At 73.1% G+C, this 26,542-nt stretch carries 26 protein-coding genes and 2 pseudogenes; 20 read left to right on the top strand and 8 right to left on the bottom strand.

The window, feature by feature from the left end; genetic code table 11:
- Nucleotides 1–1,152 carry an NAD(P)/FAD-dependent oxidoreductase gene (locus M1O15_RS20890; protein WP_248635621.1) on the bottom strand — a complete coding sequence of 384 codons (1,152 nt, stop codon included), beginning with the start codon at nt 1,150–1,152 and terminating at the stop codon, nt 1–3.
- A 209-nt stretch (nt 1,153–1,361) separates the two neighbouring features.
- On the opposite strand from M1O15_RS20890, the gene M1O15_RS20885 reads away from it, so the two are divergent.
- From M1O15_RS20885 to M1O15_RS20875, 3 genes are all read left to right on the top strand, one after another.
- The gene (locus M1O15_RS20885) at nt 1,362–2,180 is read left to right on the top strand and encodes an SDR family NAD(P)-dependent oxidoreductase (protein ID WP_248635620.1); all 819 of its coding nucleotides are present in this window, start codon (nt 1,362–1,364) and stop codon (nt 2,178–2,180) included.
- Between the two features lie 62 nt (nt 2,181–2,242).
- Complete coding sequence (locus M1O15_RS20880) at nt 2,243–2,512, top strand: type II toxin-antitoxin system Phd/YefM family antitoxin (protein ID WP_248635619.1); 270 nt, start codon at nt 2,243–2,245, stop codon at nt 2,510–2,512.
- Complete coding sequence (locus M1O15_RS20875) at nt 2,505–2,768, top strand: type II toxin-antitoxin system RelE family toxin (RefSeq protein WP_248635618.1); 264 nt, start codon at nt 2,505–2,507, stop codon at nt 2,766–2,768. The genes M1O15_RS20880 and M1O15_RS20875 overlap by 8 nt, the downstream gene beginning before the upstream one ends.
- A gap of 164 nt (nt 2,769–2,932) precedes the next feature.
- On the opposite strand, the gene M1O15_RS20870 is transcribed toward M1O15_RS20875, so the two are convergent.
- Both M1O15_RS20870 and M1O15_RS31695 read right to left on the bottom strand, forming a co-directional pair.
- Nucleotides 2,933–3,448 carry a hypothetical protein gene (locus M1O15_RS20870; protein ID WP_248635617.1) on the bottom strand — a complete coding sequence of 172 codons (516 nt, stop codon included), beginning with the start codon at nt 3,446–3,448 and terminating at the stop codon, nt 2,933–2,935.
- Nucleotides 3,449–3,971: 523 nt separating this feature from the next.
- A complete protein-coding gene (locus M1O15_RS31695) occupies nt 3,972–4,790 on the bottom strand; it encodes a LuxR C-terminal-related transcriptional regulator (protein WP_248635616.1) in 819 nt (272 codons plus the stop codon).
- Nucleotides 4,791–5,894: 1,104 nt separating this feature from the next.
- Here M1O15_RS31695 and M1O15_RS20860 point away from each other — a divergent pair.
- Together M1O15_RS20860 and purN are read left to right on the top strand one after the other, a co-directional pair.
- Nucleotides 5,895–6,371, top strand: a complete 477-nt coding sequence (locus M1O15_RS20860) for a MarR family transcriptional regulator (RefSeq protein ID WP_248635615.1) — start codon at nt 5,895–5,897, stop codon at nt 6,369–6,371.
- Entirely contained in the window at nt 6,368–6,991 is a 624-nt protein-coding gene (gene purN / locus M1O15_RS20855) for a phosphoribosylglycinamide formyltransferase (protein ID WP_248635614.1), read from the top strand. Before M1O15_RS20860 ends, purN begins: the two co-directional genes overlap by 4 nt.
- A 140-nt stretch (nt 6,992–7,131) precedes the next feature.
- Here purN and M1O15_RS20850 read toward each other — a convergent pair.
- Nucleotides 7,132–7,374, bottom strand: a pseudogene (locus M1O15_RS20850) (phosphoribosylformylglycinamidine synthase subunit PurQ); the annotation flags it as partial.
- Complete coding sequence (purS, locus tag M1O15_RS20845; protein ID WP_248631629.1) at nt 7,371–7,616, bottom strand: phosphoribosylformylglycinamidine synthase subunit PurS; 246 nt, start codon at nt 7,614–7,616, stop codon at nt 7,371–7,373. The pseudogene M1O15_RS20850 and the gene purS, both read right to left, overlap by 4 nt.
- Before the next feature lie 262 nt (nt 7,617–7,878).
- On the opposite strand from purS, the gene M1O15_RS20840 reads away from it, so the two are divergent.
- The 14 genes and pseudogenes from M1O15_RS20840 to M1O15_RS20775 all read left to right on the top strand — a co-directional run bounded on the left by M1O15_RS20840 (nt 7,879) and on the right by M1O15_RS20775 (nt 22,288).
- Entirely contained in the window at nt 7,879–9,258 is a 1,380-nt protein-coding gene (locus tag M1O15_RS20840) for a flavin-containing monooxygenase (protein WP_248635613.1), read from the top strand.
- Entirely contained in the window at nt 9,255–10,133 is an 879-nt protein-coding gene (locus M1O15_RS20835; protein ID WP_248635612.1) for a hypothetical protein, read from the top strand. Before M1O15_RS20840 ends, M1O15_RS20835 begins: the two co-directional genes overlap by 4 nt.
- Entirely contained in the window at nt 10,130–10,660 is a 531-nt protein-coding gene (locus tag M1O15_RS20830) for a hypothetical protein (protein ID WP_248635611.1), read from the top strand. The genes M1O15_RS20835 and M1O15_RS20830 overlap by 4 nt, the downstream gene beginning before the upstream one ends.
- Nucleotides 10,657–12,108, top strand: coding sequence for an amidophosphoribosyltransferase (gene purF / locus M1O15_RS20825; RefSeq protein ID WP_308282375.1), 1,452 nt, complete (start codon nt 10,657–10,659; stop codon nt 12,106–12,108). Before M1O15_RS20830 ends, purF begins: the two co-directional genes overlap by 4 nt.
- Before the next feature lie 14 nt (nt 12,109–12,122).
- Nucleotides 12,123–13,934, top strand: a complete 1,812-nt coding sequence (locus tag M1O15_RS20820; protein WP_248635610.1) for a fatty acyl-AMP ligase — start codon at nt 12,123–12,125, stop codon at nt 13,932–13,934.
- Nucleotides 13,931–14,221 carry an acyl carrier protein gene (locus M1O15_RS20815; protein WP_248635609.1) on the top strand — a complete coding sequence of 97 codons (291 nt, stop codon included), beginning with the start codon at nt 13,931–13,933 and terminating at the stop codon, nt 14,219–14,221. The genes M1O15_RS20820 and M1O15_RS20815 overlap by 4 nt, the downstream gene beginning before the upstream one ends.
- 4 nt (nt 14,222–14,225) lie before the next feature.
- The gene (locus M1O15_RS20810) at nt 14,226–14,537 is read left to right on the top strand and encodes a DUF6506 family protein (RefSeq protein ID WP_248635608.1); all 312 of its coding nucleotides are present in this window, start codon (nt 14,226–14,228) and stop codon (nt 14,535–14,537) included.
- Between the two features lie 355 nt (nt 14,538–14,892).
- Nucleotides 14,893–16,065, top strand: a complete 1,173-nt coding sequence (locus M1O15_RS20805; RefSeq protein ID WP_248635607.1) for a cytochrome P450 — start codon at nt 14,893–14,895, stop codon at nt 16,063–16,065.
- 14 nt (nt 16,066–16,079) lie between these two features.
- Nucleotides 16,080–17,090, top strand: coding sequence for a 3-oxoacyl-ACP synthase III family protein (locus M1O15_RS20800; RefSeq protein ID WP_248635606.1), 1,011 nt, complete (start codon nt 16,080–16,082; stop codon nt 17,088–17,090).
- Nucleotides 17,087–17,830: a glycosyltransferase gene (locus tag M1O15_RS20795; RefSeq protein WP_248635605.1), complete on the top strand. Its 744-nt coding sequence runs from the start codon at nt 17,087–17,089 to the stop codon at nt 17,828–17,830. The genes M1O15_RS20800 and M1O15_RS20795 overlap by 4 nt, the downstream gene beginning before the upstream one ends.
- Entirely contained in the window at nt 17,827–19,014 is a 1,188-nt protein-coding gene (locus M1O15_RS20790) for a cytochrome P450 (protein WP_248635604.1), read from the top strand. The genes M1O15_RS20795 and M1O15_RS20790 overlap by 4 nt, the downstream gene beginning before the upstream one ends.
- Complete coding sequence (locus M1O15_RS20785; protein ID WP_248635603.1) at nt 19,011–20,591, top strand: class I adenylate-forming enzyme family protein; 1,581 nt, start codon at nt 19,011–19,013, stop codon at nt 20,589–20,591. Before M1O15_RS20790 ends, M1O15_RS20785 begins: the two co-directional genes overlap by 4 nt.
- Nucleotides 20,588–21,475, top strand: a complete 888-nt coding sequence (locus M1O15_RS20780; protein ID WP_248635602.1) for an NAD-dependent epimerase/dehydratase family protein — start codon at nt 20,588–20,590, stop codon at nt 21,473–21,475. Before M1O15_RS20785 ends, M1O15_RS20780 begins: the two co-directional genes overlap by 4 nt.
- A 34-nt stretch (nt 21,476–21,509) precedes the next feature.
- Nucleotides 21,510–22,288, top strand: a pseudogene (locus tag M1O15_RS20775) (phosphoribosylformylglycinamidine cyclo-ligase).
- A 286-nt stretch (nt 22,289–22,574) separates the two neighbouring features.
- On the opposite strand, the gene ychF reads toward M1O15_RS20775, so the two are convergent.
- Nucleotides 22,575–23,663, bottom strand: a complete 1,089-nt coding sequence (ychF, locus tag M1O15_RS20770; protein WP_248635601.1) for a redox-regulated ATPase YchF — start codon at nt 23,661–23,663, stop codon at nt 22,575–22,577.
- A gap of 193 nt (nt 23,664–23,856) precedes the next feature.
- Here ychF and M1O15_RS20765 point away from each other — a divergent pair, with 193 nt between their 5' ends.
- The gene (locus M1O15_RS20765) at nt 23,857–24,525 is read left to right on the top strand and encodes a DUF6542 domain-containing protein (RefSeq protein WP_248635600.1); all 669 of its coding nucleotides are present in this window, start codon (nt 23,857–23,859) and stop codon (nt 24,523–24,525) included.
- Between the two features lie 8 nt (nt 24,526–24,533).
- On the opposite strand, the gene ppgK is transcribed toward M1O15_RS20765, so the two are convergent.
- Both ppgK and M1O15_RS20755 read right to left on the bottom strand, forming a co-directional pair.
- Nucleotides 24,534–25,283: a polyphosphate--glucose phosphotransferase gene (gene ppgK, locus M1O15_RS20760; RefSeq protein ID WP_248635599.1), complete on the bottom strand. Its 750-nt coding sequence runs from the start codon at nt 25,281–25,283 to the stop codon at nt 24,534–24,536.
- Nucleotides 25,284–25,324: 41 nt separating this feature from the next.
- Nucleotides 25,325–26,344 (bottom strand): 4-hydroxy-3-methylbut-2-enyl diphosphate reductase, encoded by a 1,020-nt coding sequence (locus tag M1O15_RS20755; RefSeq protein WP_372499524.1) that lies wholly within the window; start codon nt 26,342–26,344, stop codon nt 25,325–25,327.
- Between the last annotated feature and the right edge of the window lie 198 nt (nt 26,345–26,542).

Genomic DNA, 26,542 nt, shown 5'->3' with positions numbered 1-26,542 from the left:
TCAGGAGACCGGCTCGGCCCTCCGCTGCTCGCCCCTTTCTCCACGCCCCACACCCCGGGCCTCGTAGGCCAGCCGCCACAGGGTGCCCCGGCAGACCAGCTCCTTGAGCGTGGCGCCCGGGCGGGCGGCGAGGTGGAGGCCCCTCACGGTGTCGTCCCGGCGGGCGGTCTGGATGACGCCGCCACGGCGCCCCAGGCTGAGGCACTGGCCGGTGAACAGCACGTCGACGGTCGCGGGCGGGCTGCCCGCGATGCGGCTGAGCACCGTATCGGCGGCCGCCGGGCCCAGCTGCACCGCGGCCTGGCAGCTCATCCGGAAGGTGAGGCCGGCCGGTGCCGCGGCGTCCCCGGCCGCGACGATCCGCGGGTCGTCCACGCTGGTCAGCGTGGTGTCGGTGCGCAGCCGGCCCAGGGCGTCGGTGCTCAGCCCACTACGCGCGGCCAGGTCCGGGACACCGAACCCGGCGCTCCAGACGGTCACCCGGCTGGGCAGCTCGCGGCCGTCACCGAGCCGTACGGCTTCGGGGGTGACAGCCGTCACCTCGGTACCGGGGCCCGCGAGCACGGTGACACCGAGCCGAGCCAGCCGCCTGGCGACCGCGCGCCGTCCCCGGGGGTGCAGATACGGGCCGAGCACCCCGCCGCAGACCAGGGTCACCGCACGGCCCGCCTCCGCCAGCTCGGCTGCGGTCTCGATACCGGTCGGCCCGGCCCCCACCACCGTCACGGGCGCCCGCGCGGGCAGGGCGTCGAGGGCCGGTCGCAGCCGCTCGGCCTCCTCCAGAGTGGCGATCGGGTACGCGAACTCCGCCGCCCCGGGCACCCGAAGGTCGGCGCTGCCGCTGCCCACCGCGTAGACCAGGTAGTCGTAGCCGACCGTGCCGCCGGACGCCGTCTCCAGGCGCCTGCCGGCCGCGTCGATCCTGGTCACCGTGTCCACCTCCAGCCGCACCCGCCCGGCCAGCACCCTCCGGTACTCCACCACCGCGTCGTCCGTCCCACCCGCCAGCTGGTGCAGCCGGATCCGCTCCACGAACGTCCGGCGCGGGTTGACCAGCGTCACGGCCACCTCGTCGCGCCGCGCCAGGCGGTTGGCCGCCATGACTCCGGCGTAGCCGCCGCCGACCACGACGACCTCGGTCTTCTCTGCCACGGTGTCCTCCTCCGTTGCCGGGTGCTCGACACCAGGACTCCGGTCGGCGGCCGTCTGTGACAGGACCCGGGCCATTGTGGCGCGGATCACGCACGGGCGGGGCCCTCAGTCGGGCGGCAGGCCCCTGAGCTCGCGGTGGGCGGCCATGCCGGGCCGGCCGAGCCATGATGATCCCCCAGCCGTCGGCATCGCCAGGTTGCCTCAGCCCCATGAAGGATCAGCGTGTGGTGGTGGTCACGGGCGGCGGGACCGGGATCGGCGCGGCCACCGCGCGGCTGCTGCGGGACGCCGGGCACCAGGTCGTCGTCTCGGGGCGGCGACCCGAGCCTCTGCGGCGGATCGCCGAGGAGACCGGGGCCCTGGCCTGCCCGGCCGACACCACCGACCCGGACGCCATACGCCGTCTCGTCGAGACCGCGGTGGAGCGGTACGGCCGCCTCGACGGGCTGGTGCTCAACGCGGGAGTCGGGCGCGGTGGCGGGGTGGGCGAACTCTCCGACGAGGACTGGGAGCTGGTGCTGCGTACCAACCTCACCGGCCCCTTCCTCCTCATGCGGGCCGCTCTCCCCCACCTCCTCCAGGCCCGGGGTTCGATCGTCGCGGTCGCCTCCGTCTCCGCGCTGCGCAACGGCGTCGGCAACGCCGCCTACGCCACCTCCAAAGCGGCCCTGCTCCAGCTGTGCCACTCGGTGGCGGCCGACTACGGGCCCCGCGGGGTACGCGCCAACACCGTGTGCCCCAGTTGGGTGCGCACGGAGATGGCCGACCGCCGGATGGCCCGCTTCGCCGAGGAGGCCGGCCTGGGCCCGGGCGATCTCGACGCGGCCTACGAGGAGGCGACCCGCCTGCTGCCCGCGCGCCGCCCGGCAGAGCCCCGCGAGGTCGCCGAGGCGATCACCTGGCTGCTCTCCCCCGCCGCCTCCTTCGTCAACGGCGCGGCCCTCACCGTGGACGGCGGCGCCACCACCCTGGACCCCGGAACCGTCCCCTTCGCCTTTCACGTCAGCCCGCGTGGGGCGGGGGCGTGACGGGGGCGGCCCGCCGCCCATTCGCGTGGTGTACACAAGAGCCAATCGGTACACTCAAGTCCATGACGCAGCCGTTGCCCATAGAGTCCATCCGAGACGTACGCGCACACCTGGCCGAGGTCGTGGAGCGCGCCGACCGCGACGACGTGCCGACGGTGATCACGCGCCGAGGCAAGGAAGTAGCCGCCGTCGTCTCCATCGAGGTGCTGCGCAAGTACCAGGAGTGGGAAGAGCGCGAGATCAACCGGATCATCGACGAGCGGATGGCCAACCCGGCACCCGGCGTCCCGATCGAGGACATCATCAGGGAGACACGGGCGCGCAGTGAGTGAGTACCGCACGGTCTTCCGGCCCGAGGCGCAGGCCGAACTCCGCAAGATCCCGCGCGACATGGCGCTCCGCATCCTTGCGAAGCTGACCGAGCTGGAGAGCGATCCTCTCGGTTTCCACACGACCGCACTCGTGTCCCAGCCCGAACGCCGCCGCCTGCGAGTCGGCGACTACCGCGTCGTCTACACGATCGACGACGGAGAGCTGGTCGTCTGGGTCGTCCACGTCGGACACCGCTCCACCGTGTACGGCACCTGACCCGGGCAGCCCCTCACCCCAGGTACGCCGGCATCGCGAGGAGCCGTCGGTTGTCCGCCTCCGAGGGCGGCAGGTCGCGCTTGGGGAAGATGTTCGAGCCGCATGGCGGACGTTCCGGGCCGGCCGCCGGGTCGAGCCGGCCCGGAAAGAATCACCGGGTGGAGTCAGTCGTCGGGGAAGGGGACGGGGAGCGGATCGGGGATGACCCCGATCAGCACGACCGAGCCGTTGATCTGGCTGACGGTGCCGATGGCCGAACCCTCGGCGTAAATGGCGGCGAGCAGCGGGACGAACATCGCCTCCAGTTCCGGGAAGTCCTCGACGGCGTCTCCCAGAACCTTTTCCAGAGCCGAGGCCGCGCTCGTGACCATCGCGACGGCATAGGGGTTCAGGTGGATCTTGTATCCCAGGTCCAGGAACCCGTAGAGCTCGCACCAGACGTTCGGACCGCTGTCGTCGAGGATCTGCGGGTCAGCCGCACGCAGCCCGGCCTGTATCGCCTCGTCCGGGACGACGGCCGGAAGTGCCCTCGCCTCCAGGGCCCGGCGCACCGACGCCTCCAGATCGAGGTCGGCCTCCAGTCCCCTGCTCTCCGCCTGTTTGCGGGCGAAGACCTCCCGGATCTTCTCGGCTCTCGCCTGGACCTGTTCCTTTCCGGGTTCTCCGGAGTTCTCCGTCATGATCCTCCTCGCTCCTGTGCGGGTTTCTCATGGACGCTGTCCATTCAGCCCGGTCGGCGAGGCCCCGCGCACCGCCCGAATCGGCCAACTCGGCTTTTCCGCACCGGACGTCCGGAATGCGCGCCCGGAATTCGGGCGGGAGGGGGCAGGGAGGAAGAGAAACGGGGAGGGAGGTACGAAGGGGGCCTGCCGGGTGCCTTTCCGGCCGCCGGGGGAGCTGGGGTTCATCGTGTCGCCGTCCCGGCACGGAAAGGGCCGAAGGGTCCGTCGGATGCGCTCCTCCCCGTACACTCCCAGCTCAGGCGGTCAGTAGTGATGTCGAGCCGCGAGGATGATGGCCTCTCTGTACGTCACCAAGTAACTACGGGTGACCGGCCCGGAGGGGCCTCGCCGAAGCCGGTCCGGCCGCCCCGGTCGGCCACGGATCGTCGAGCGGACGAGGGAGGCGGGTCCGCCCGACTGGAGGCGGGCCCGGGCGTGCCTGGTGTCAGCCGGACGGGAACGGCCCCCGGGGCCCCGGGGGTTACGGCGCCGGGGGCGGACTCTCCCGGGACGGCGGGGCCCCGGGGCCCCGCGCGTCGCCGCCCTCCTCGGCGAGCAGGCCCGAGCCGGCGAGTAAGTAGCCCAGCTGCGCACGGCTGTTGCTGCCGAACCGCTCCGCCACCTTGCGGATGTAGGACACGACCGTACGGCGGCTCAGACCGATCCGGCGGGCGATGCGCTCGTCGGTCTCCCCCTCCACCATGGCCCGCAGGATCGTCCGCTGGAGGTCGTCGAGGAACGGGCGGTCCTCCTGGCGGGATGCCGGCGGCACCACCGGTTCGGCCCGCGCCCAGGAGCGTTCGAACATCGCCCTGAGGTACCGCACCAGGTCCGGGTGTTTGGCGATCATCATCGCGTGCCCCCCGTCCTCCCCGGCCGGGAGGAACGCCACGTCCCGGTCGCAGACGAGCAGCTGGTCGGGCGTCTCCGCCAGGGTGCGGACCTCTGCGCCGTGGCCGAGGAGCCGTTCGATGTGGGCCAGCGTCGGTTTGTGGCTCCGCGCCGAGTGCTGGTACAGCGTGCGCTGACGCACGCCCCGGTCGAGCAGCGGCAGGCTCAGCCCGAGGCCCCTGTGCAGCAGCCGGACCGGCAGGCCGCCGCCCGGCTGGGAGACGAGCAGCTCCTCGGCGCAGGTCTTCACGGCGGCCTGGAGCGCGTGGTGAATGGCGCGTTCGCCGTAGATGACGGTGAGGGTCTCCTCGCCCCGGCTCCGGGCCTCGGAGTAGACCGCGTCGCAGGACACCATGGCCGCGCGGATGCGTGCCGCCTCGCGCCGCAGCCGGGACATCTCCTCCTCCACCGGCCGGAGGGCCGCCTCGGCGGCGACCGGCGGCGGAACCGCGTACGCCGGGCCGCCCTCCTGCCCCGACGTTATGAGCAGGTGAAGCTTTCGCAGGCAATCGGGTACGGCGTCAATGAAGTTATCCTTTTCAACTACCGCTTGCCGGTACAGCTCCCTGGCCCAATCGCAGGGCGCCTGAGGATTGACTTCGCCGCAGGTAGGGGCTGTCTCGCATTTTTGATGCCGCTTCACAGATGTGAAATGTAACATCAGGCAACTGCTCTCGATAGCCTTGCACATGGCGGTCGGGTAAGGATGGGGACCGAGGATCGCCGTGCGGGGGGACGGGGTCGTCTTGCCATACCCTCGCCTGATTTGTGCACCGATTCACGTTCACCTCGGCAGGGCAGGTGGCTCCATGCGCACATCTTCTTCCGGCCACACCTGGCGCCGTGTTGACGTACCGGTCGCCGGATCGCCCTGACAGCGGGAGCGCACCCGCGGGTGGCCGCCGCAACCGGCCGCCGATCTTCGACAGATGGCACGCCGGGGCGCTTCCCCGGCGGGCGGCTCGTATGCGGTTCGCCGCTGAAATCTGAACAACGGGGGAGCGAAGTGGGCGATATCGTCCGACTTCAGGTAGGAACAAATGTGGACATACCAGTATCGGTTTCCGTGCAGCCGGGCATGTCTGTCATCTCAGTGCTGGCAGACGCCTTCGGGATGCCCCAGGGTGTGCCGGTGAGCCTGCGCAGGTCGCTCAGGGCGGTGAGCCCGGGCTACCTGTCCGACGCGGCGGGAACCCTCACTTCGACGGGTCCCTTCCACATCCCGTCCCTGCTCTGGATGCGTGGGGACGCGGGCGGCGAAAGCATTCGCCAGGAAACGCAGCGAATCGCAGAAACGGCGCCGCAGGCGCTGTTGGCCGACATCGGCGGAATGTACGGCGGAAAGGTGCCACTTGTCTGGCGAAAGGTCGTCGACAGTCCCTCCACATTCCTCCTCGCTTACGCCGCCATGGCCCGCGCGGTGTGGGAGCAGCTGTCCGGGACCTGGCAACGGAGCAGACCACTCCTCGAAAGAGAGATCGGGCGCATCGGTGTGGCATCCGTCACCGGAGCCATGGCATCCGTTCTGGGCGATCTCAGCCCCAGGATCTCCTTCGTGGACGGGAACCTCGTCCTCCCCGCCAATACGCCGTTGGCCGCGCCCGTCGCACTCCGGCGCCTGACGCTCACGCCCGTCGTCTCGGGTACCCGCGCCTGCGTCGCCCGTGTCGACGCGGACGGCCACGCCCATATCGGATACCCGCTGGCCGGTCTGGCCAGGCTGCTCCGGGGGACCGGCGACGAGGAGCGCACCCCGTCCGACCCGCTGGCCCTGACGCTCGGTGAACTACGAGCCGTCATCCTCCGCAAGGGCACCCAGTCCATGTCCATGGGGACGCTCGCCGACCTGCTGCACTGCACCGCCGGCACGGTGACGTACCACTGCCGGCAGCTGGAGCAGGCCGGGCTGCTCTGTCGCGAGCGGCAGGGACGCGAGGTGCGGATCTGCCGCACCCTGCGCGGAGACGCACTGGTGGACGCCCTGTCATGACGCCTCACCATGCCACCCGCCTGGTCGTCCTCGTCTCCGGCGGCGGTACGAATCTGCAAGCCCTCCTCGACGCCTCGGCCCGCGACCCGAAGGAGTTCGGCGCGACCGTCGTCGCCGTCGGCGCCGACCGGCCCGGTGTCGCCGGCTTGGAGCGTGCCGAACGGGCCGGAGTACCGACCTTCGTGTGCCAGGTGCGGGACCACACCTCCCGGGAGGCGTGGGACGCCGCGCTCGCCGACCGAGTCGCCGCGTACGAGCCCCATCTCGTCGTGTCGGCCGGCTTTATGAAGATCCTCGGAAAGGAGTTCCTGACCCGGTTCGGCGGCCGGGTCGTCAACACCCATCCCACCCTGCTGCCGAGCTTCCCGGGCGCCCATGGAGTGCGCGACGCGCTCGCGTACGGCGTCAAGGTCACCGGCTGCACTGTCCACTTCGTGGACGAGGGCGTCGACACCGGCCCCGTCATCGCCCAGGGTGTGGTCGACGTCCGGGACGAGGACGACGAGGCCCTCCTGCACGAGCGGATCAAGGAAGTCGAACGCGCACTGCTGGTCGATGCCGTCGGACGCCTCGCCCGGCACGGACACCGCCTGGTAGGACGCAGGGTCCTCATCCCCTGAGCGGTGCCCGGGCTGTGACCGCGGCGCCCGCGGCCTGCCGGCCGTCCGGATCGGTGTGGTGGACGGCGAAGAGCTGGATGTGCAGGGCCAGTTCGCCGTCACTCTGACCGAGCTGCGCACCGCACACGAGGGCACCATCCCAGGTCGGCCCGCGCCTGCGTGATGACCGTCTCCATCACCGGCGAGAACCTGGAGATCGCGCCGGCCCGCACATAGTCGCCGTAGGAGAAGCCACCCGCCAGCACCACCGCGTCGACCTGGTGCAGGTCCTTGTCGCGGTGCCACAGCGGTACGGGCTCGGCGCCCGCGAGCCGGGCGGCCCGCAGCGCGTCCCGGTCGTCCAGGGTGCCGGGGAACGTGACGACGCCGATACGCGAGGTCACGACTCCACCTTCACGACGAAGTCCTCGATGACGGTGTTGGCAAGGAAGGTCTCGGCCATCTCGTGGATGCGGGCGAGGGCGGCCTCGTCGACCGGCCCCTCCACATCCAGTTCGAAGCGCTTCCCCTGGCGGACATCGGCGATCCCGTCGAAACCGAGACGGGGCAGCGCACGCTGCACCGCCTGTCCCTGCGGGTCGAGGATCTCCGGCTTGAGCATGACGTCGACTACGACGCGTGCCACTGGCACTCCTAACGCGAGGGTCTTCAGCAGGTTCATTCGGAAGAGGGAAAGTGATGCGATTCACTCTTCACCGAGGCCTGGAGGTAGCCATTGGACGGAGGCCGGCGCCGGGAAGTCAAGCTTCTGCCGGATACTCGCCCCTCGCTTCAAAGTCCTTGAAAGTCACTGGAGTCGGGCCGGAGCCGTGCGGCACGCTTCACGCATCCGACGTCGCACGGTGTGCGTGGCGTAGGTCATGAAATCAATGGGGGAATTGACGCACATGGCGGAACCACAGAACGATCCGCGTCCGGTCGCAGTGATCGGAGCAGGGCCTTCCGGTCTGGCCTCGCTGAAGAGCCTCACCGATCTCGGCATTTCCTGCGTGGCCTACGAGTCCCACTCCGGTGTCGGCGGCATCTGGGACATCGGCAACGCGCGAAGCTCCGTGTACCAGAACACGCACACCATCACGTCCCGGGAGGTGACCGGGTACGCGGACCTCCCGATGGACCGGGCGCTCCCGGCGTATCCGCGCCACGATCAGGTGCTCGGGTACCTCCGCCGGTACGCGGAGCGGTTCGACCTGCTGAAGCTGATCCGGTTCAACTCCGACGTCACCGGCGTCGAGCGGCTCACCGACGGCTGGCGGGTCACGACCGGCGACGGCGAGGAGCACGAGCACAGCGCGCTGATCATCGCCAACGGCCACAACTGGCACCCCTATCTCCCCGCCTTCCCGGGGAAGTTCGACGGGGAGCTCCTGCACAGCCGCGACTACACCAACGCGGCGGCGCTCACCGGCAAGCGCGTGCTGGTCGTCGGCGCCGGCAACTCCGGTTGCGACATCGCCGTCGAGGCCGCCGGGGTCGCGGACCACGTCGCCATCAGCATGCGTCGCGGCTACCACTTCTTCCCCAAGTTCATCTTCGGAAAGCCGGCGGACCAGGTCTCCGAGTCGAGCCAGCACCTGCGCCTGCCGCCCCCGGTGGCGCGCGCGGCGTACCGCACCATGCTCAAGCTGAGCATCGGGCGCCCGGAGCAGTTCGGGCTGCCGAAGCCCGACCACGAGCCGCTGGAATCGCCGCCGATCGTCAACTCGCTGCTGCCGTACTACTGCGCGCACGGCCGGGTGAAGGTCCGCAAGGCGCCCGTGCGTTTCGACGGGAAGTTCGTCGAATTCTCCGACGGGACCTCGGAGGAATATGACACCGTCATTCTCGCCACCGGTTTCCGGATTCACATTCCGTTCGTCGGCGAGGAACACCTCGACTGGGTCAAGGGGCGTCCGGACTTCTACCTCCTGGCCTTCTCCCCGCGCTACGACGACCTGTTCATCGCCGGTATGACCGACGGTACGGGAGGTCATTTCCCCACCGTGGAACTTCAGTCGCGCGTGATCGCCGGATATCTGGCGGCACGGAGGCGGGACCCCGAGGCGGCCCGCCGGTTCGACGACCTGAAGCGCAGCCGGAGCGTGGACATCACCGGCGGCATCAACTTCCTCGACTCCCGGCGCAACCTCACCCAGTTCGAACTCACCACGTATCTGCGCATCCTGCGCGACCACCTGGCGGTGCTGGGTGGCCAGGACACCACGTACGCACGGCGGCCCTCGCTCCTCCAGCAGGCGGCCGGGCTCCTCCAGGGAGGTCGCAAGTGAACACCGTCGGTGCGGCGCTGCTGAGCGACGTGCAGAAGGAGGTCCTCGACGAGGTCCTCGTGGGCGTCCCCTACAACAGCGCCTCCCAGTTCCACGAGTACTTCGGCACCAAGGCCGCCCCGCCGCGCTTCGGCCTGTCCTGCGCCTGGCAGTCCTTCATGGCCGGACGCATGGTCATGGAGCGCTCCGGCATCACCGCCGAGTACCTGATCGACGGCCGCCATGTGGCCGCCGTCTACCGCACGCCGGACGGCCTGGTCATCCTCGACCCCTACCTGCTGCACGGCGAACCGCTGCGGCTCGACCGGGGCGCGGCCGTCGACGGCAGCGTACGGACCACGGTCGACGCCTACCCCTTCCGGGTGAAGGCGGACGGCACCCCCGCGCCGAGCCGGGTGCGGGCCACCTGGGACCTGGCCGACGACTCCATCCGCCTCGACTACCTGCGGTACAGCCCGAGCCGCGGCCACAACACGGCCTCCCGGTCCTTCCTGCTGCGCCCCGAGTCCCGGCTCGACACGGTGCCGCCGGCGGCCGACTTCGTACGGCGGCTGCTGGTCCACCCGGAGCAGCACAGCGTCTCCATCCGGGTCCTGCACCCGGTCACCCGCGGGATGGCCGAGCTGATCCTCCCGCTGGCGGGACGCCCCGAGGGCGTCGCCGAGTCCAGCGGCCTGATGCTGACCAAGGACAACCAGGGTGCCGTCGCCATCCACGGCGACGCCCGCTTCCAGCGCGACCTGGAGGTCGTCGCGGACGCCGTCGCGGCCTCCACCGACGACGTGGTCGCCTTCCTGCTGGAGGCGGCGGCCATCCACCGCGCCGCCGCCCCCGCCGGGCTCGCCCTGGCCCCGTACTCCCTGGAGGACGAGTGACCGCCCTCGAAGCGCCGGGCGCACCCCCGCTGACCCGCTCGTACTTCCTCGCGGGCACCATGCAGGGCGCCCGCACCGGATCGGACCTCGTCGACCAGACCTACCGCGAGCGGCTGACCGCGGCCCTGCTGGCCCGCCGGCCCGGAGCCGTCGTCAACGACCCGGGTGTGGTGATGGCCGAGTGGCTGGCCGCCCACCCCGGCGCCCGCCCCGCACACGCGGCGCTCGCGGACCGCGCGGTGCTGCACCACGACCGGCTCGCCCCCGAACTGCGCGAGCTGACCGTGCTGTTCCACCGGCTCACCGAGCTGGCCGCCGCCAGCGACGTGTGCGTGGCGTGGCTGCCGGGCCACGAGGCCAGCATGGGCACCGCGGCCGAGATGCTGTCGGCCTACCGCGCCGGGCGCACGGTCGTCTCGATCACCGACATGCGCCAGAACCTGGCGGTGCTCTCCTGCTCGACGGTCATCCTGCCGGATCTGGACGCCTTCACCGACTGGCTCGACACGGGCGGGGACACGTCGTGAACGGCGACCCGGTGGACGCGGACAAGCCCAGGGAAGCCTGCGGTGTCGCGGGCGTCTGGGGCCCCGCGGGCCACCACGCCGCCGTGGTGCGGGAGATGCTCGTCGCGCTCCAGCATCGCGGGCAGGAGAGCGCGGGCATCGCCGTCGGCACCGGGGACGCCCTGGTCGCCCGGCACGGCGCCGGGACCGTCGCCGAGGCCCTGCCGGACCTGGAGGGGCTGCCCCTCGGCCCGGTGGCGGTCGGCCACGTCCGGTACGCCACCCACGGCACGCGCGACGCGCTGGCCGGGGCGCAGCCGGTCGTGCTCGACCGGCCGCCGCTGGCCCTCGCCCACAACGGCACGCTCGTCGACCCGCACACCGCGCCGGGGGCGGACGCCGTCGAGCCGGGCGAGTGGTTCACCGACAGCGAGCTGCTGACCCGCCTGCTGCTGGCCGCCCGCGCGGAGAAGGGCCTCGACACCGCGGCCGCGCTCCACGCGGTGCTCCCCGGGCTGAAGGGCGCCTACGCCCTGGTGGTGTCCGACGGGCACCGGCTGTACGGCGTCCGCGACCCGCACGGCTTCCGGCCGCTCGCGGTGGGCCGGCGGGGCGACACCTGGCTGCTGGCCTCGGAGACCGCCGCGATCACCGCCGTCGGCGGCGACGTGGTGCGGGAACTGGAGCCCGGCGAGGTGCTGTCGATCGGCCCGCAGGGCACGGCGAGCAGCCGGCTCGAGGTGCCCGACGCCAAGACCGCCGCCTGCCTCTTCGAGTACGTGTACTTCGCCCGCGCCGACTCCCACCTGTCCGGGCGCAGCGTCTACCAGGCGCGCTTCCGGGCCGGCCAGGCGCTCGCGGACCACGCCCCGGTGGACGGCTCGCCGCGGCCGGTGGTCGTGGCCACCCCGGAGACCGCGCGCGTCGCGGCCGACGGGTACGCCGAGCGCGCCGGACTGACCGTCGTCCAGGGGCTGTTACGGCCCGGCCAGGGCGGGCGCAGCTTCCTCGCCCGGGACCAGGAGGCCCGCCACCACGCCGTACGGCGGAAGCTCAGCCCTGTCCCGGCGGCGGTCGCCGGCCGCCGGGTGGTCCTGGTGGACGACTCACTGGTGCGCGGCACCACCATGCGCACCGTGGCGCGGATGCTCCGCGACGCCGGGGCGCTGGAGGTCCATCTGCGCGTCGCCTCGCCGCCGTACCGCTGGCCCTGCTTCTACGGCATCGACACCGGGCGCCCGGAGGAACTGCTCGCCGCCCGGCTGTCGATGACGGAGCTGGCCGGACAACTGGACTGCGACAGCGTGGCGTTCCTGTCGCTGGACCGGTTGCTCGAAGCCGCCGGGGGCGACCGCTCCGGCTACTGCACCGCCTGCCTGACCGGCCGCTACCCGACCGCCACCCCCGCCGGGGCCTTCCCCGCGCCGGCCTGCGCCACCGCCCTTGCGTCCCAAGGCACCGCCGAATGAGGAGAACCCCAGCAGTGAACACGCCCACCGAGGCGACCGCCACTCGCGCGCCGGCCGAGGCGCACACCGGCCGGGATGCCCGCACCATCGTCGAAGCCCTCATCGCCCGCGCCCAGGGCCCGGACGCCGACCGCGCCCTGGTCACCGCCCTGGACGCGGCCGGCGAGGTGATCGAGACCCTGACCCCCGTCGAACTCGACCGGCACGCCCGCGCGCTCGCCGCCGCACTGCGCCGGACCGGCCGCCCCGGCGACCGGGTGATCGTCCCCGCCCTGCCGGGGCTCGACTTCCATATCGGCTTCCTGGGCTGCCTGTACGCCGGCATGATCGCCGTACCGGTGCCCGCCTTCCGCGCCGCGGCCCGGACCGGCACCACCTCCCGCGCCGAGCGGCTCTCCGCGATCTGCGGCGACTGCACTCCGTGCGCGGTGCTCGTCTCCACCCAGCAGGACGCCGAGGACGCCGGCGGCGATCTGGCGCCCGGCGTGGAGTGGGTCGCCGTGCGCCGCCCGGAGGGCGAGCCGGGTGACACCGCCGCCCTGCCCGACCCGCCGGCGCTCGACCCGGCGGCCACCGCGCTCCTCCAGTACACCTCCGGATCCACCGGCGACCCGCGCGGTGTCGTCGTCGGTCACGGCAACCTGGTGGCGAACCAGGCCGCCATGCGCGACCGCTGCGAGGTGGAGCCCACCACCACCATCGTCAGCTGGCTGCCGTTCTTCCACGATATGGGCCTGTGCACGGCGGTCGTCCTGCCGCTGGTGTCCGGTGCCGCCACCGTCACCATGGAGCCGGCCACCTTCGTGCGCGACCCCCGGGTGTGGCTGCGCGCCATCTCCGCCGAGGACGACGTCTTCACCGCCGCGCCCGACTTCGCGTACGACATCTGCGTCAACCGGATACCGGCGGAGGAGCGCGCCGCGATCGATCTGTCGACCTGGCGGGTCGCCGTCAACGGCTCCGAGCCCGTGCGCGCCGCCACCCAGCGCCGGTTCGCCGAGGCGTTCCGGCCGAGCTTCTTCCGCGAGGAGGTCTTCTCGCCCGGCTTCGGCCTCGCCGAGTGCACTCTCGCGGTGAGCCTGACGCCCTCGCTGGTCCCGACCGTCGTGGGCCTCTACGACCGCGAGGCGCTGGCCGAGGGCAAGGCGGTGGTGACCACCGTCGCGGACGAGGGCATCGAGCTCGTCGGCTGCGGGACGGTGGTGGACGACGTGCGCGTCGCCATCGCGGACCCGGAGACGCACCGGCCGCTGGCCGACCGGGTCGTCGGCGAGATCTGGGTGGACTCCCCGGGCAACTGCGGCGGCTACTGGCGCCGCGAGGAGGAGTCGGCGGGCATCTTCGCCGCCCGCCTCGCCGGTACGGACGGTGAAGAGCCCGGCCGGACCTACGTCCGCACCGGCGACCTCGGGTTCCTCGACGGCGGCGAGCTGTTCATCACCGGCCGGATCAAGGACGTGCTGATCATCGGCGGCGAGAACTACTTCCCGCAGGACGCCGAGGCCGTCGCGCTGGACGCGCACCCCGCCTTCGCCCAGCAGCGGGCCGCCGCCTGGCCGTTGAGCGAGGACGACAAGGGCGTGGCGGTGGTCGTGGAGACCGTCGAGCGCGACCCGGAGGCCCTGGCCGTCGCCGTACGAGCGGCCGGCATCGCCGTGGCGAAGGTCCTGCCCACCGCGGTCAGCGTCTACGCCGTACCGCGCAACAAGGTGCCCCGCACCACCAGCGGCAAGATCCGCCGGCGGGCCTGCGCCGAGCAGGTGGCGTCCGGCCGCCTCCAGCCCCTGGCCCAGTGGTCCAGCCGGCGCACGGGCGGTGCCGCGTGAGCGCCGTGGAGAGCACCGCGCGGGAGGACTTCACCCGGGAGGCCGTGACGGAGCGGCTGAGGCAACTGCTGGGCGAACTGCTGGAGATGGAGCCCTCGGACCTCGACGACGAGGTGCCTCTGAGCGCCTTCGGCATCGACTCCATGACCAGCTCCGTCCTCGTCTCCGGCGTGGAGAAGTGGTGCGGCGCACAGTTGGAGAGCGCCGGCGCACTGGGCAGCCTGACCCTGACCGAAGTGGCAGACGAGGTCGTGGCCCTGCTGCGACCGCTTCCCGAAAGGAATTGACACCATGGCACTCGACGCATTCGGGTTCCTCTTCACCGGACGCGGGCTCGACCCGGACCGCGACCGCACGGTGATCGAGCGGGACGGGTTCCGTGCCGTGATCGTCGGTATGGCCGACCCGGCACAGGGGCCCGAGGTCGCGGCCGCGCTGGTGGACGAGGGCATTCAGCTCATCGAGCTGTGCGGTGGCTTCGGGCCGGTGTGGACGGCCAAGGTCATCGAGGCCACCAAGTCCCGGATCCCGATCGGTTCGGTCGGGTACGGACCGGAGTCCATCGACGGCATGGCCGCGCTCTTCCCGCCGCAGACCGGCTGAACCAGGCCGCACACCCGCCCCGGGGCGGGCGCCCACGCGCCACGCCCCCGCCCCGGGGCCGGGCCCGGGGGACCCGCCCACGCGCCCCCGCGCCGCCCGGCCGCACCGGAGCCGCCGCGCCCGAGCCGCCGCGCCCGGCACGCCCGACCACCCGGACCGCCGCGCCCGGCCCACCCGGTCTTCACCCGGCCCTCCACCCGGGCCGCCCGACCTCCCCGTACCGCCAGGACTCCCCGGCCCCGGGGGCCCGATCTCCTGCCGGACCTCCTCCACGCGCCCCTCCCCCGGGCCCCGGAGGAGGCCGGCAGGCCCTTCGCCGTGTCCGCCGCCCCGCGCAACGACGAGATGGATCACCATGAACCGCGCCGAATTCCACGAACTGCGCGTGCTGGCAGCCAGCCGTCCCGCACTGCCCCTGCTGCTGCACGCCGGCCGAATGGCCCGCCCCCTGAAGCACATCCCGCGCATCGGCTGGGTGACCGCCGACGCGGCGACGGCGCGGTCCGTCCTCACCGACCCCGAGCACTTCACCGTCCTGGACCGCGGCGGCGTCGGCCGGCTGTGGGCCCAGCTCCTCGGCGACTGGGTCGACGACCTCTTCGACGGCGAAGGGCACCGTGCCCTGCGCACCGCCACCCGCGACCTCTTCGGCGAGACGACCGCCCGCGCCCTGGTGGACCGCGTCATCGGAGCCAGGCTCGCCGAGACCCGCGTCCGGCTCGCCTCCGGCCGCCCGGTCGACGTCGCCGCCCTGGGCCGTACGCTCGTCGGCCGCATCGTCACCGAGCTGCTGCGGGTCCCCGTGGTCGGCACCGACGACGCCGCGTACGAGGAGGTCTTCGCCACCGCCCGCGAACTCGCCGCCATCTCCCTGGAGGCCGCCGGCGGTGCCGGCCTCACCGACGGGACCGTCGCCCGGGGCCGCCGCGTCGTCGCCCGCCTCACCGGGCACATCGAGGACGAGTGGCGCACAGGCTCCACCGAGCACCTCGTCGGCCGCTGCCGCGAAGCCGGCCTGGACGCCCACCAGACCGCCGGGATGGCCGCCCTCGTCGGGGTCGCCGCGACCGAGACGGCGGCCAGCGCCATCACCCGCACCGTCGCCCTGCTGCACGACACCGGCGACCAGCACCGTCTGCTCGCCTCACCCGAACTCGTCCCCGACGCGGTCCGCGAAGGACTGCGCGTGACGGCCCCCGCTCCCGTCATCGGCAGAACCGTACGCGGCGACGTCCGCCTCGCCGGCCGCACGCTCCGGGCCGGAGAACGCATCACCCTGCTCAACTACACCGCCAACAGCCTCACCGGAGGCTTCCGGCTCGGCCGGCCACCGGAGCCGGCCAACCGGGAGCTGTGGTTCGGCGCCGGACGGCACCGCTGCCTCGGCTCCGCGATCGCCCAGGCGGAGATCGGCCGGACGCTGGAGACCCTCGCCGGCGTCGGCCGTCCCTGGCGGATCGTCGAGCGACGCTACAGCCGCCGCGTGGTCATCCCCACGTACGAGCGGCTCACCGTGACACTCGTCTGACGGGAGACCAGTCCATGCCCGCACCCCACGCCCGGCTCGCCGGAGTCGCCGTACACCTGCCGGAGACCCTGCGCACCGCGGCCGGCACCGAGAGCCTCGTCGCCGCCGCCTCCACCGGCTTCCGCCCGCCGCCCGGCCTCGTCACCCGGCTGACCGGCGTACGGCAGACCCATGTCATGCCCGACGACTGGCAGGCGTCCGACGTCGCCGCCGCCGCCGCGCGCAAGCTGTTCGCCGACACCGGCACCGACCCCGGCGACATCGACCTGCTCCTGTTCGCCGCGGCCAGCCAGGACATGATCGAGCCCGCCACCTCGCACATGACCGCCGACCGCCTCGGCTTGCGCTGCCCCGCCTTCGACGTCAAGAACGCCTGCAACAGTGTGCTCAACGCCCTGGAGACCGCGCACGCGCTCATCGCCCAGGGCCGCTACCGCCGCATCCTCATCGCCTGCGGCGAGTCCCCCTCCCGGGCGGTGCGCTGGTCGGTGCCCGACCTGCGCACCTACCTCACCTCGATACCGGGCTACACCCTGTCCGACGCGGGCGCCGCCCTCCTCGTCGAGGCGTCCTCCGAACCGGGCATCATCGGCAGCGGGTTCGCCGCCGACTCCGCCTCCTGGAGCGTCGGCACCCTGCCCTGCGGGGGCTCCGCCCACCCGCGCGGCGAGGAGCACACCTACTTCCGCCTCGACGGCGTGGGCCTGCGCCGCGCCTTCGAACGGCTCGGCTCCCAGGTTCTCGACGACACCCTGGAGCGGCTCGGTCTCGGCTGGCACGACATGGCCGCCATCTGCGTCCACCAGGTGTCCGAGCCGTACCTCGTACAGCTCGCCGACCGGTTCGGCCTGCCCCTCGACAAGGTCCCCGTCACCATCACCGAGCACGGCAACGCCGCCTCCGCGAGCCTGCCCCTCCAGCTGCTGCGGGCGCGCGAGAGCGGCCGGGCCGCCCCCGGCGACCTGGTCGCCCTGGTGGGTCTGGCCGGCGGCATCAGCATGGGAATGAGCGTGATCCGGCTGTGAATCTCTGGGTGGTGGTCCCCGCGTACAACGAGGCCCACGGCATCACGGCGACGCTCCGCGCGCTCGCGTCCCAGACCGACAAGGACTTCTCCCTCGTCGTCGTGGACAACGACTCCACGGACGGCACCGCCGATGTCGTCCGGTCCTTCCCGTTCCCCGGCGACGTGCACGTCGTCCACGAGACCCGGAAAGGCACCGGCGCCGCGGCCGACACCGGCATGCGGTACGCCATCGCCCACGGCGCCACTCACCTCGCCCGCACCGACGCCGACTGCCTCCCGGCGCCCGACTGGACCGCCCGCATCCGGGTCGCCTTCGGCACCGGAATGCAGCTGATCGCAGGGCGGTTGAGGCCCCGCACCGACGAGTCGCCACTGCCCCCGCTGCGCCGCACCGCGCTCGTCGCCGCCACCGAGGTCGCCGCCCTGTTCGGCCGGTTCCGGCCCGGGAACCGGGGCGCCCGCTACCTCGGCCCGTACATCATGGCCCCCGGCTGCAACATGGCGATCACCGCCCGGCTGTACGTCCGCGCCGGAGGCTTCCCCCGCACCGCCATCGAGGAGGTCCACGAGGACCGGGCCCTGGTCAACGCGGTACGGCTGCTGACGACGGCGTACGGCCTGCGCAGGGACGTACGGGTCCGGGGCTCCGCCCGCCGGGTGCGCGAATGGGGCCTGCGCCGGACCCTGGGCTGGTACGCGGACCACCGCTACCGCCCCGAGGTGGTGGACATCCGATGACCACGCCCGCCGCCCTCCCCGACGCCGGCTGGCAGCGGTGGGAGCACCGGGTGCAGACCTCCGCCCACCCGGTCGCCTACCGCCTGCTCCGCTCCATCGCGGCCCGCGGCCCGGTGGTGCGCGTCCCGCGCGTCGGCGTCGTCGTCAGCGACGCGGCCCTGGCGCGCGACGTCCTCTGCGACACCGCGCACTTCACCAAGACCGGGCCCGGCTCCCCGTCCGACCTGTGGACCCCGGTCCTCGGGCCCGCCGTGCTGCTCAACATGGAGGGTCCCGACCACACCGCGCTGCGCCGCCGCCTCTCGGGCCTCTTCACCCCCGGGTACGTCACCGGGCTCTGCGACCGGGTGCTGGCCCAGCCGCTCGCCGGCCTCACCCGGCGGCTCGCGGCGGGCGGGGAGGCCGACCTCGTCGCCGTCGCCCAGTCCTGCGCGGGCGCCGCCATCTGCGAGATCACCGGCATGCCGGCCGAGCCGGAGCGGTTCGCCGCCGCCCACGCGGACGCCTCGGAGGTCACCAAGGCGGTACGGCTCTGGCGGCACTCCCTGCCCCCGCGGCGGATCCGGCACGCCCGCGAGGTGCTGGGGCGCCTCACCGCCTCCGCCGTGGACGCCTACCGGCGCGGGGGCGACGACACCCTGCCCGGCCGGCTGCGCGGCCTCGGCCTCACCGAGGAGGAGGCGCGCGGCGCGGTCGGCGCGTTCCTGCTCACCGGCACCGAGACCCTGGTGTCCTTCATCCCCCGGCTCATCGCGATCTGCCATGACACCGGCCTCCTCGACCGGCTCCGCGACGGCACGGCCGACACCGGCACCGTGATCGAGGAGGCCCTCCGGGTCACCGTCCCCTCGCCTGTGATGCTCCGCAGCGTCGCCCGGGCCACCGAGGTCGGCGAAGTGCCCGTGGCCCCCGGCGACCGGGTCGTCGTCGCGACTCTGCTGTGCGCCGCCGCGTACGGCGGGTTCGACCCCGGCCGGCCCCACCCGCCGGAGCTGCGCCGGCTGTGGTTCGGCGCCGGACCCCACTTCTGCATCGGCATGCCGCTGGCCATGGCGCAGATCCGCGCGGTACTGGACGCGGTCCTCGCCGCCGGGCCGGTCGTGGTCGCCGGCCGCCGCACCGCCCGCCGGGTGCTGATCCCCGGATACGCCCGGCTCACCCTGACCCGACGGAGCGCGCCGTGACCGACACCCCGCACGCCACCGGACCCGGCACCACCGACGTGCTCACCGCGTTGATGGACACCGCCCGCCGGCGCGGCGACGCCCCGGCGCTCACCGGCTCCGGCGGGCCCACGCTCAGCCACCGCCGGCTCGCCGACGCCGTGCTGGCCACCGCGCACGGGCTGCGCGAGGCGGGCATGGCACCGGGAGAGCGGGTGCTGTTCTCCGTACGCCCCGGTCCCGATGGCGTCGTCCTCGCCCTGGGCATCATCGCGGCGGGCGCCACCGTCGTCTTCATCGACCCGGGCGCCGGGCCCGAACTGTTCGCCGCCCGCAAGGAGCTGGCCGCCCCCCGCTGGGCCGCCGCCGAGTCACTGCTGTACGCCGCCGCCCGCTACGGCCGCCCACTGGCCCGCCGCCGGGGACTGCTGCTGCCGGACTACCACCGGCTCGGCCTGCGCCACATCCACGCCGGCCGCAGGCTGCCCGGCGTGCCCGCCGGAGCGCTCTCCGCGCGGCGGCTCGCCACCGGACCGGCCGGGTCCTTCCGGCCGCGACCCGCGCCCGGCCAGGAGGCGCTGGTCGTCTTCACCTCGGGCACCACCAGCGCCCCCAAGGCCGTGGTGCACACCCGCGGTTCCCTCGGCGCCGGCCTGGCCGGCTGCGGACACGCCCTGCGGATGGGCGACGGCGACACCGTGCACACCGACCAGCTGATGCTGGGCATCCCCGCCCTCATCACCGGAGCCCACTGGACCATGCCCCCGTACGGCTTCGCGCCCGCCGCCGACCCCGTGCGGTACGCCGCCGGGCTGCGCGGCGCCACCCACACCTTCTGCGTACCGGCCGACCTGCCCACCGTCCTCGACGCCGTCGAGCGGGGCGAGGCGACCGTGCCCACGACCCTCCGGTACCTGGTCCTCGGCGGCGCCCCGGTCCTTCCCGGGCTGCTCCGCCGCGCCGCCCGCACCCTGCCGGACGTCACCGTCCTCGCCGTGTACGGGATGACCGAGATCCTGCCCGTCGCCGTCGCCACCGGTGCGGAGAAGCTCGCCCACGACGGCCCCGGTGACCTGCTCGGCACCCCGCTGTCCTCGGTGACCGTCCGCACCGCCCCGGACGGCGAACTGCTGGTGTCCGGACCGAACCTGTGCCGCGGCTACCTTGGCCGTCCCCCCATGGACCGGCACGCCACCGGTGACCTCGCCCGGCTGGAGGACGGCCGACTGGTCCTGCACGGCCGCAAGAAGGACATGCTCATCCGGGGCCGCACCAACATCTACCCCGGCCTGTACGAACCCGCCATCACCGCCCTGCCCGGGGTGGCCGAGGCGGTCATCGTCGGTGTCCCCGACGACTACGGCGACGAACGCGTCGTCCTCGTCCTCGTCCCCGAACGGCCGGGCACCGCACCGGAGTCGCTCGCCGACCGGGTCCGCAGCCGGCTCCCCGCGCTGCTCGACGCCGCCGTGCTCCCCGACGACGTGGTGGTCCTGGACCGCGTCCCCGTCGCCGGCCGCTCCCGCAAACCGGACCGCGACGCGCTCCGGGACCGGCTGCGCGGCGGCGCCGCCCGGGGGACGGAGCCGGTGCGATGAGGATCGCCGTCACCGGCGCTCGCGGCTTCGTCGGCGGCGCGGTCTGCCGCGCGGCGGCCGAGCGCGGCTGGACCGTCCACGCCCTCACCCGCGCCGACTGGGACCTCACCGCCGGCCGGTGGGCCGGCGCCCCCCGGGTCGACGCGGTGGTGCACGCGGCGGCTGCCGTGAGCGACTGGGGCGCCCCCGGCCCGGTGTGGATGGCCAACCTCGCCGGCACCCGGCACGTCGCCGCGTCCTTCCCCGGCACCCGGCTGGTCCACATCTCCACCGCAAGCGTGTACGACCCCTTCCGTCCGACCGTCCACGCCGACGAGTCCGAGGCCCCCGTACGCCGCTACCTCACCCCGTACGCCGCGTCCAAAGCCGCCGCCGAACGCGCCCTCGACGGGCGCCCCGACACCGTGATGCTGCGCCCGCACGCCGTGTACGGCCCCGGCGACCGGACCCTGCTGCCCCGGGTGCTCGGCGCCGTGCGCGGCGGCTCCCTGTTCCTGCCCGGCGACGGCACGGCCGCGCAGTCCCTGACGCACATCGGCAACCTCACCGCCGCCGCGCTGCGTGCCTGCGACCCCGCTGCCCCGCCCGGCACCTACAACGTCGCCGACGCCGAGCCGGTACCCGTGGGGGAGGCGCTGCGCGAGCTGCTGGCCGCGCGCGGCGTCCGGGTACGCCTGCGGTGCCTGCCCGCCCGAGCCGCGGACGCCGCCGCCGTGGCAGCCGAGACCGCGTGGCGGCTCGCCCGGCGGCCCCGCCCGCCCCGGCTCACCCGCTACGCGATCAGCCACCTCGCGGTGGAACGCACCCTCGCCCTGGTCGCCGCGCGCCGGGACCTCGGCTTCGACCCGGCGCCCACCTCCTTCGATGGCGCCGGCGCGTGGTGACCCGCCGTCCCGCACTCCTCCGAAAGGCAAGACCGTGACCTCTGGCACCGGTGCGAGCTACGCAGCCGCGGGCGTCGACATCGAAGCGGGCGACCGCGCCGTCGAACTGATGAAGGAGTGGGTGAGATCGCGGAGGGCTGTGTGCCGGCCGGCTGCGCGCTGGTGGGCGGGGAGACAGCCGAGCACCCGGGGCTGCTGGGGCCGGACGGCTTCGACGTCGCCGGTGCGGGCACGGGTGTGGTGGAGGCGGACCGGCTGCTGGGCGCCGATCGCATCCGTACGGGGGACGCGCTGATCGCGATGGCGGCCACCGGTCTGCACTCCCACGGATACTCGCTGGTGCGGCACGTGCTGCTGGAGCGGGCGGGGAGGCGTCTGGAGCAGCGGGTGGAGGAGTTCGGGCGGACGCTGGGCGAGGAGCTGCTGGAGCCGACGAAGATCTACTCGCCGGGCTGCCTGGCGCTGACGCGGACGGTCGAGGTGCACGCGTTCAGCCACATCACCGGTGGTGGTCTGGTGGCGAACCTGGCCCGGGTGGTCCCGGACGGGCTGCACGCGCGGGTGGACCGTACGACGTGGGCGCCCGGTGCGGTGTTCGACCTGGTCGGCACGGCCGGGCGGGTGGAGCGACCGGAGCTGGAGAAGACCCTGAACACGGGGGTCGGCATGATCGCGGTGGTGCCGGCCGAATCGGTCGGCGTCGCGCTGACCACGCTGGCGGACCGGGGCGTCGAGGCCTGGGTCGCGGGCGAGATCACCGAGCGCGGCGGCCACACCGCCGGAGCGGCCCTCACCGGCGCCCACCCGGCGTGACGCGAATCGCCGCCGAGGCCGCCCGGGCCGCGGCCGAGCGCGTACGGGCCGTCGAGGCGCGGCCGAACGCCGTCCAGGTGCGCATCGAGGAGCCCGAGCCGGGGACGGGCAGCCGGTCCGCGACCCGTGGAACACCGGCCACTCCGCCGGTGGTCTGCCCGGCGGCAGCGCGGTGCCCTTTCCTCAGCATCCCGGCACAGGGACACGAAGGGGCCCCACTCCGAAAAGTCGAGCCCCTCCTGACTTGCATGTCTGCCAGATCAACGATGTGGCGCCACGTGACCCACTACACGTTGAACCTGAACTCCACCACGTCGCCGTCCTGCATCACGTACTCCTTGCCCTCCATGCGGGCCTTGCCGGCGGCGCGGGCGTCGGCTACGGAGCCGGTGGTGACGAGGTCGTCGAAGGAGATGACCTCGGCCTTGATGAAGCCCTTCTGGAAGTCGGTGTGGATGACACCGGCGGCCTCGGGGGCGGTGGCGCCCTTCTTGATGGTCCAGGCGCGGGACTCCTTGGGGCCGGCCGTGAGGTAGGTCTGCAGGCCGAGGGTGTCGAAGCCGACGCGGGCCAGGGTGGCGAGGCCGGGCTCCTCGGCGCCGACGGACTGGAGGAGCTCCATGGCGTCCTCCTCGTCCAGCTCGGCGAGGTCGGCCTCCAGCTTGGCGTTGAGGAAGATCGCCTCGGCCGGGGCGACCAGGGCGCGCTGGGCGTCCTTGAAGGCCTCGTCGGTCAGCTCGTCCTCGTCGACGTTGAAGACGTAGAGGAAGGGCTTGGTGGTGAGGAGGTGGAGGTCGTGCAGGAGCTCGGTCTTGTCGGTGCCCTGGAGGTAGCCCTGGGAGAAGAGGGTGTCGCCCCGCTCCAGGATTTCCTTGGCGGCTTCGACGGCGGCGACCTTGGGGACGACGTCCTTCTTGATCCGCGACTCCTTCTGGAGGCGGGGCAGGACCTTCTCGATGGTCTGGAGGTCGGCGAGGATCAGCTCGGTGTTGATCGTCTCGATGTCGTCCTTGGGCGAGACCTTGCCGTCGACGTGTACGACGTTCTCGTCCTGGAAGGCGCGGATGACCTGGCAGATCGCGTCCGACTCGCGGATGTTCGCCAGGAACTTGTTGCCGAGGCCCTCGCCCTCGGAGGCGCCGCGGACGATGCCGGCGATGTCCACGAAGTCGACGGTGGCGGGGAGCACCCGCTGGGAGGAGAAGATTCCGGCCAGGGTGGTGAGGCGGGGGTCGGGGACGCCGACGACGCCGACGTTGGGCTCGATCGTGGCGAACGGGTAGTTGGCCGCCAGCACGTCGTTCTTGGTCAGGGCGTTGAACAGGGTCGACTTGCCGACATTCGGCAGGCCGACGATTCCGATCGTGAGCGACACGGTGGCGACTTCCCTCGGAGTGAAGCGGTGCGGGCGGTGGAACGACTGCCCAGTTTACGGGCGTGTCGCGGTGGCCCTGGACGGTGTGGGGCGGCGGTGGTGGCGGGGCCCGGTGCTCGAACGCAGTACCAAGGTCGGCTCAAAGGCGTGTCCCAGCCCGGTATGGCGGCCCTCGGCGACCTACGTTGTGCGGGTGGAGCAGCCCAGGAACCGCCCTCCCCAGCGCCGCCGGCAGCCGTCCGGGGCGCCGCTCGGCACGGCCGTACGCCCGGCCGGGCCCGCACGGCCCCGGCAGCCCGTCGCCCGGCCCGCGGCGGGAGGTGGGCGGCCCGGTGGCGCGGGGCCGGTGGGCAAGCCGGGCGGCGGACCGCGGCGGCCCGGCGGGCGACCGGGACGGCGGTCCGTACCGCCGGTGCTGCTCGCGCTGCGCCGGCTGCCCTCGCCCCGGCTGACCGGACTGGGCGCCGGGCTCTTCGCCTGCTGCGCGATGTTCGTGCTCGGCTGCCTGGACCAGCTGCTGCTGGGCGGCTCCCCGGTGGCGTACGGGTTGCTGTTCCTGCCGGTGAGCGCGCTGACCGCGCTCTGGGTGCGCTCGGCGGACCTGGTCACCGCCCCGATCGCGGTACCGATCGCCTTTGTGGTCGGGGTGGTGCCGATCGCCGGTGGCGGGGGCTTCGGGGGGCGGGCGATGGCGGTGATCACCGCGCTGGCGGTGCACGCGGGGTGGCTGTACGGGGGGACGCTGGTGGCGGGCGTCATCACCTCCGTACGGAAGGTGCGGCAGATGGGCAGGCGGCAGCGCGGGGCGGCCACCACGGGCCCTACGGCCACCGGGACCGCCACTCGCGCCGCTCAGCGCTGACAGTGGGCCTAGACCTGGCCTGCCGCCGCCGCGGTCATCGCGGCGCCGACGATGCCGGCGTTGTTCTGGAGCTGGGCCGGGACGATCTCGGCGCGGATGCCCTTCAGCAGCGGGACGAACTTGTCGGCCTTGCGGCTCACCCCGCCGCCGATCACGAACAGCTCGGGTGAGAACAGCATCTCCAGATGGGCCAGGTACTTCTGCACCCGGTGCGCCCACTCCTCCCAGCTGAGCTCCTTGTCGTCCTTGGCCTTGGTGGAGGCGCGCTTCTCGGCCTCGTGGCCGTGCAGCTCCAGATGGCCCAGCTCGGTGTTGGGGACCAGCTTGCCGTCGGTGAACAGGGCGCTGCCGATACCGGTGCCGAAGGTGAGCACGGCGACCAGGCCCTTGCGGTCCCGGCCGGCGCCGAACTTCACCTCGGCCACCCCGGCGGCGTCGGCGTCGTTGAGGACCGTCACCCGCTGCCCGCCGAGGCGCTCGCCGATCAGGGCGGCGGCGTCCACGCCGATCCAGCTCTTGTCGACGTTGGCGGCGGTACGGATGGTGGAGCCGGTGACGACACCCGGGAAGGTGACGCCGATCGGCCCGGACCAGCCGAAATGGTTGACGACCTCCGCGACGCAGTCGGCGACGCCGTCGGGCGCCGCCGGATGCGGGGTCAGTACCTTGTGCCGCGGCTCGGCGAGATCGCCGCGCTCCAGGTCCACGGGAGCACCCTTGATGCCCGAGCCGCCGATGTCCACTCCGAAGACGTTCATGGACACAACGTTACGGGGCGGGGTGGGCGGTCCGCGGCGGATCAGGGAGTGGGGCGGGCTCCGGCGGCCAGGGCGGCGGCCTCGGCGCGCAGGTCCCGGCGGAGCTCCTTGGGGAGGGAGAAGGTGATGGACTCCTCGGCGGCCTTCACCAGCTCCACGTCCTCGAAGCCGCGCTGGGAGAGCCACTCCAGGACGCCCTCGACCAGGACTTCGGGGACGGAAGCACCGGAGGTGACGCCGACCGTGGAGACGCCCTCCAGCCAGGCCTCGTCGATCTCCTCGGCGAAGTCCACCAGATGGGCGTCGCGGGCGCCGGCGCCGAGGGCGACCTCGACCAGGCGCACGGAGTTGGAGGAGTTCCTGGAGCCGACCACGATGACCAGGTCCGCGTCCGCGCCCATCTGCTTGACCGCGATCTGGCGGTTCTGGGTGGCGTAGCAGATGTCGTCGCTGGGCGGCGAGATGAGCTGGGGGAACTTCTCCTTCAGCGCGTCCACCGTCTCCATGGTCTCGTCCACGGACAGGGTGGTCTGGGAGAGCCAGACGACCTTGGAGTCATCCCGGACGGTGACGTTGGCGACGTCCTCGGGCCCGTCAACCAGGGTGATGTGCTCGGGGGCCTCGCCGGAGGTGCCGATGACCTCCTCGTGGCCCTCGTGGCCGATCAGGAGGATGTCGTAGTCCTCCTTGGCGAACCGGACGGCTTCCTTGTGGACCTTGGTCACCAGGGGGCAGGTGGCGTCGATGGTGGCGAGCTTCCGCTCGGCCGCCTCGGTGTGGACGGTGGGTGCCACACCGTGGGCGGAGAACATCACGATGGAGCCCTCGGGCACCTCGGCCGTCGCGTCGACGAAGATGGCGCCCTTCTTCTCCAGGGTCTGCACGACGTACTTGTTGTGGACGATCTCGTGCCGGACGTAGATCGGCGCGCCGTACTGCTCCAGAGCCTTCTCGACGGCGATCACGGCGCGGTCCACACCCGCGCAGTAGCCGCGCGGTGCGGCGAGAAGGACGCGCTTGTCGTTCGACGGGCCGGCAGGCGTTGCAGTCATGCCTCCCATCGTAAGGGCGGTGGCCGGTGGATCACGGGCGGAGGGCGTGTGGGTCAGGGACGGGAGGGGGGTGGGGGACGACACTGGCTGCCATGGCGGGCACACCTGGGCGCGGAGCGCGAGCGATGGACGGCGGGGATGGCGGGGATGGGACCAAGGGCGGCGGGAGTGGCGGGATGAGGCCGACAGCCCGAGCACCGCGGCGAG

It is taken from the genome of Streptomyces lichenis (assembly GCF_023218175.1).
Classification (GTDB): Bacteria; Actinomycetota; Actinomycetes; order Streptomycetales; family Streptomycetaceae; genus Streptomyces; species Streptomyces lichenis.
This window is presented reverse-complemented; position numbering and strand designations above follow the sequence as displayed.

Coding starts and splice junctions, on each gene's coding strand:
- M1O15_RS20880 (WP_248635619.1), top strand. CDS start 2,243: ATGACGCAGCCGTTGCCCATAGAGTCCATCCGAGACGTACGCGCACAC.
- M1O15_RS20790 (WP_248635604.1), top strand. CDS start 17,827: ATGACCACGCCCGCCGCCCTCCCCGACGCCGGCTGGCAGCGGTGGGAG.
- M1O15_RS20840 (WP_248635613.1), top strand. CDS start 7,879: ATGGCGGAACCACAGAACGATCCGCGTCCGGTCGCAGTGATCGGAGCA.
- M1O15_RS20805 (WP_248635607.1), top strand. CDS start 14,893: ATGAACCGCGCCGAATTCCACGAACTGCGCGTGCTGGCAGCCAGCCGT.
- M1O15_RS20800 (WP_248635606.1), top strand. CDS start 16,080: ATGCCCGCACCCCACGCCCGGCTCGCCGGAGTCGCCGTACACCTGCCG.
- M1O15_RS20860 (WP_248635615.1), top strand. CDS start 5,895: ATGGCATCCGTTCTGGGCGATCTCAGCCCCAGGATCTCCTTCGTGGAC.
- M1O15_RS20810 (WP_248635608.1), top strand. CDS start 14,226: ATGGCACTCGACGCATTCGGGTTCCTCTTCACCGGACGCGGGCTCGAC.
- purN (WP_248635614.1), top strand. CDS start 6,368: ATGACGCCTCACCATGCCACCCGCCTGGTCGTCCTCGTCTCCGGCGGC.
- ppgK (WP_248635599.1), bottom strand. CDS start 25,283: ATGAACGTCTTCGGAGTGGACATCGGCGGCTCGGGCATCAAGGGTGCT.
- M1O15_RS20780 (WP_248635602.1), top strand. CDS start 20,588: ATGAGGATCGCCGTCACCGGCGCTCGCGGCTTCGTCGGCGGCGCGGTC.
- M1O15_RS20870 (WP_248635617.1), bottom strand. CDS start 3,448: ATGACGGAGAACTCCGGAGAACCCGGAAAGGAACAGGTCCAGGCGAGA.
- M1O15_RS20885 (WP_248635620.1), top strand. CDS start 1,362: ATGAAGGATCAGCGTGTGGTGGTGGTCACGGGCGGCGGGACCGGGATC.
- M1O15_RS20755 (WP_372499524.1), bottom strand. CDS start 26,344: ATGGGAGGCATGACTGCAACGCCTGCCGGCCCGTCGAACGACAAGCGC.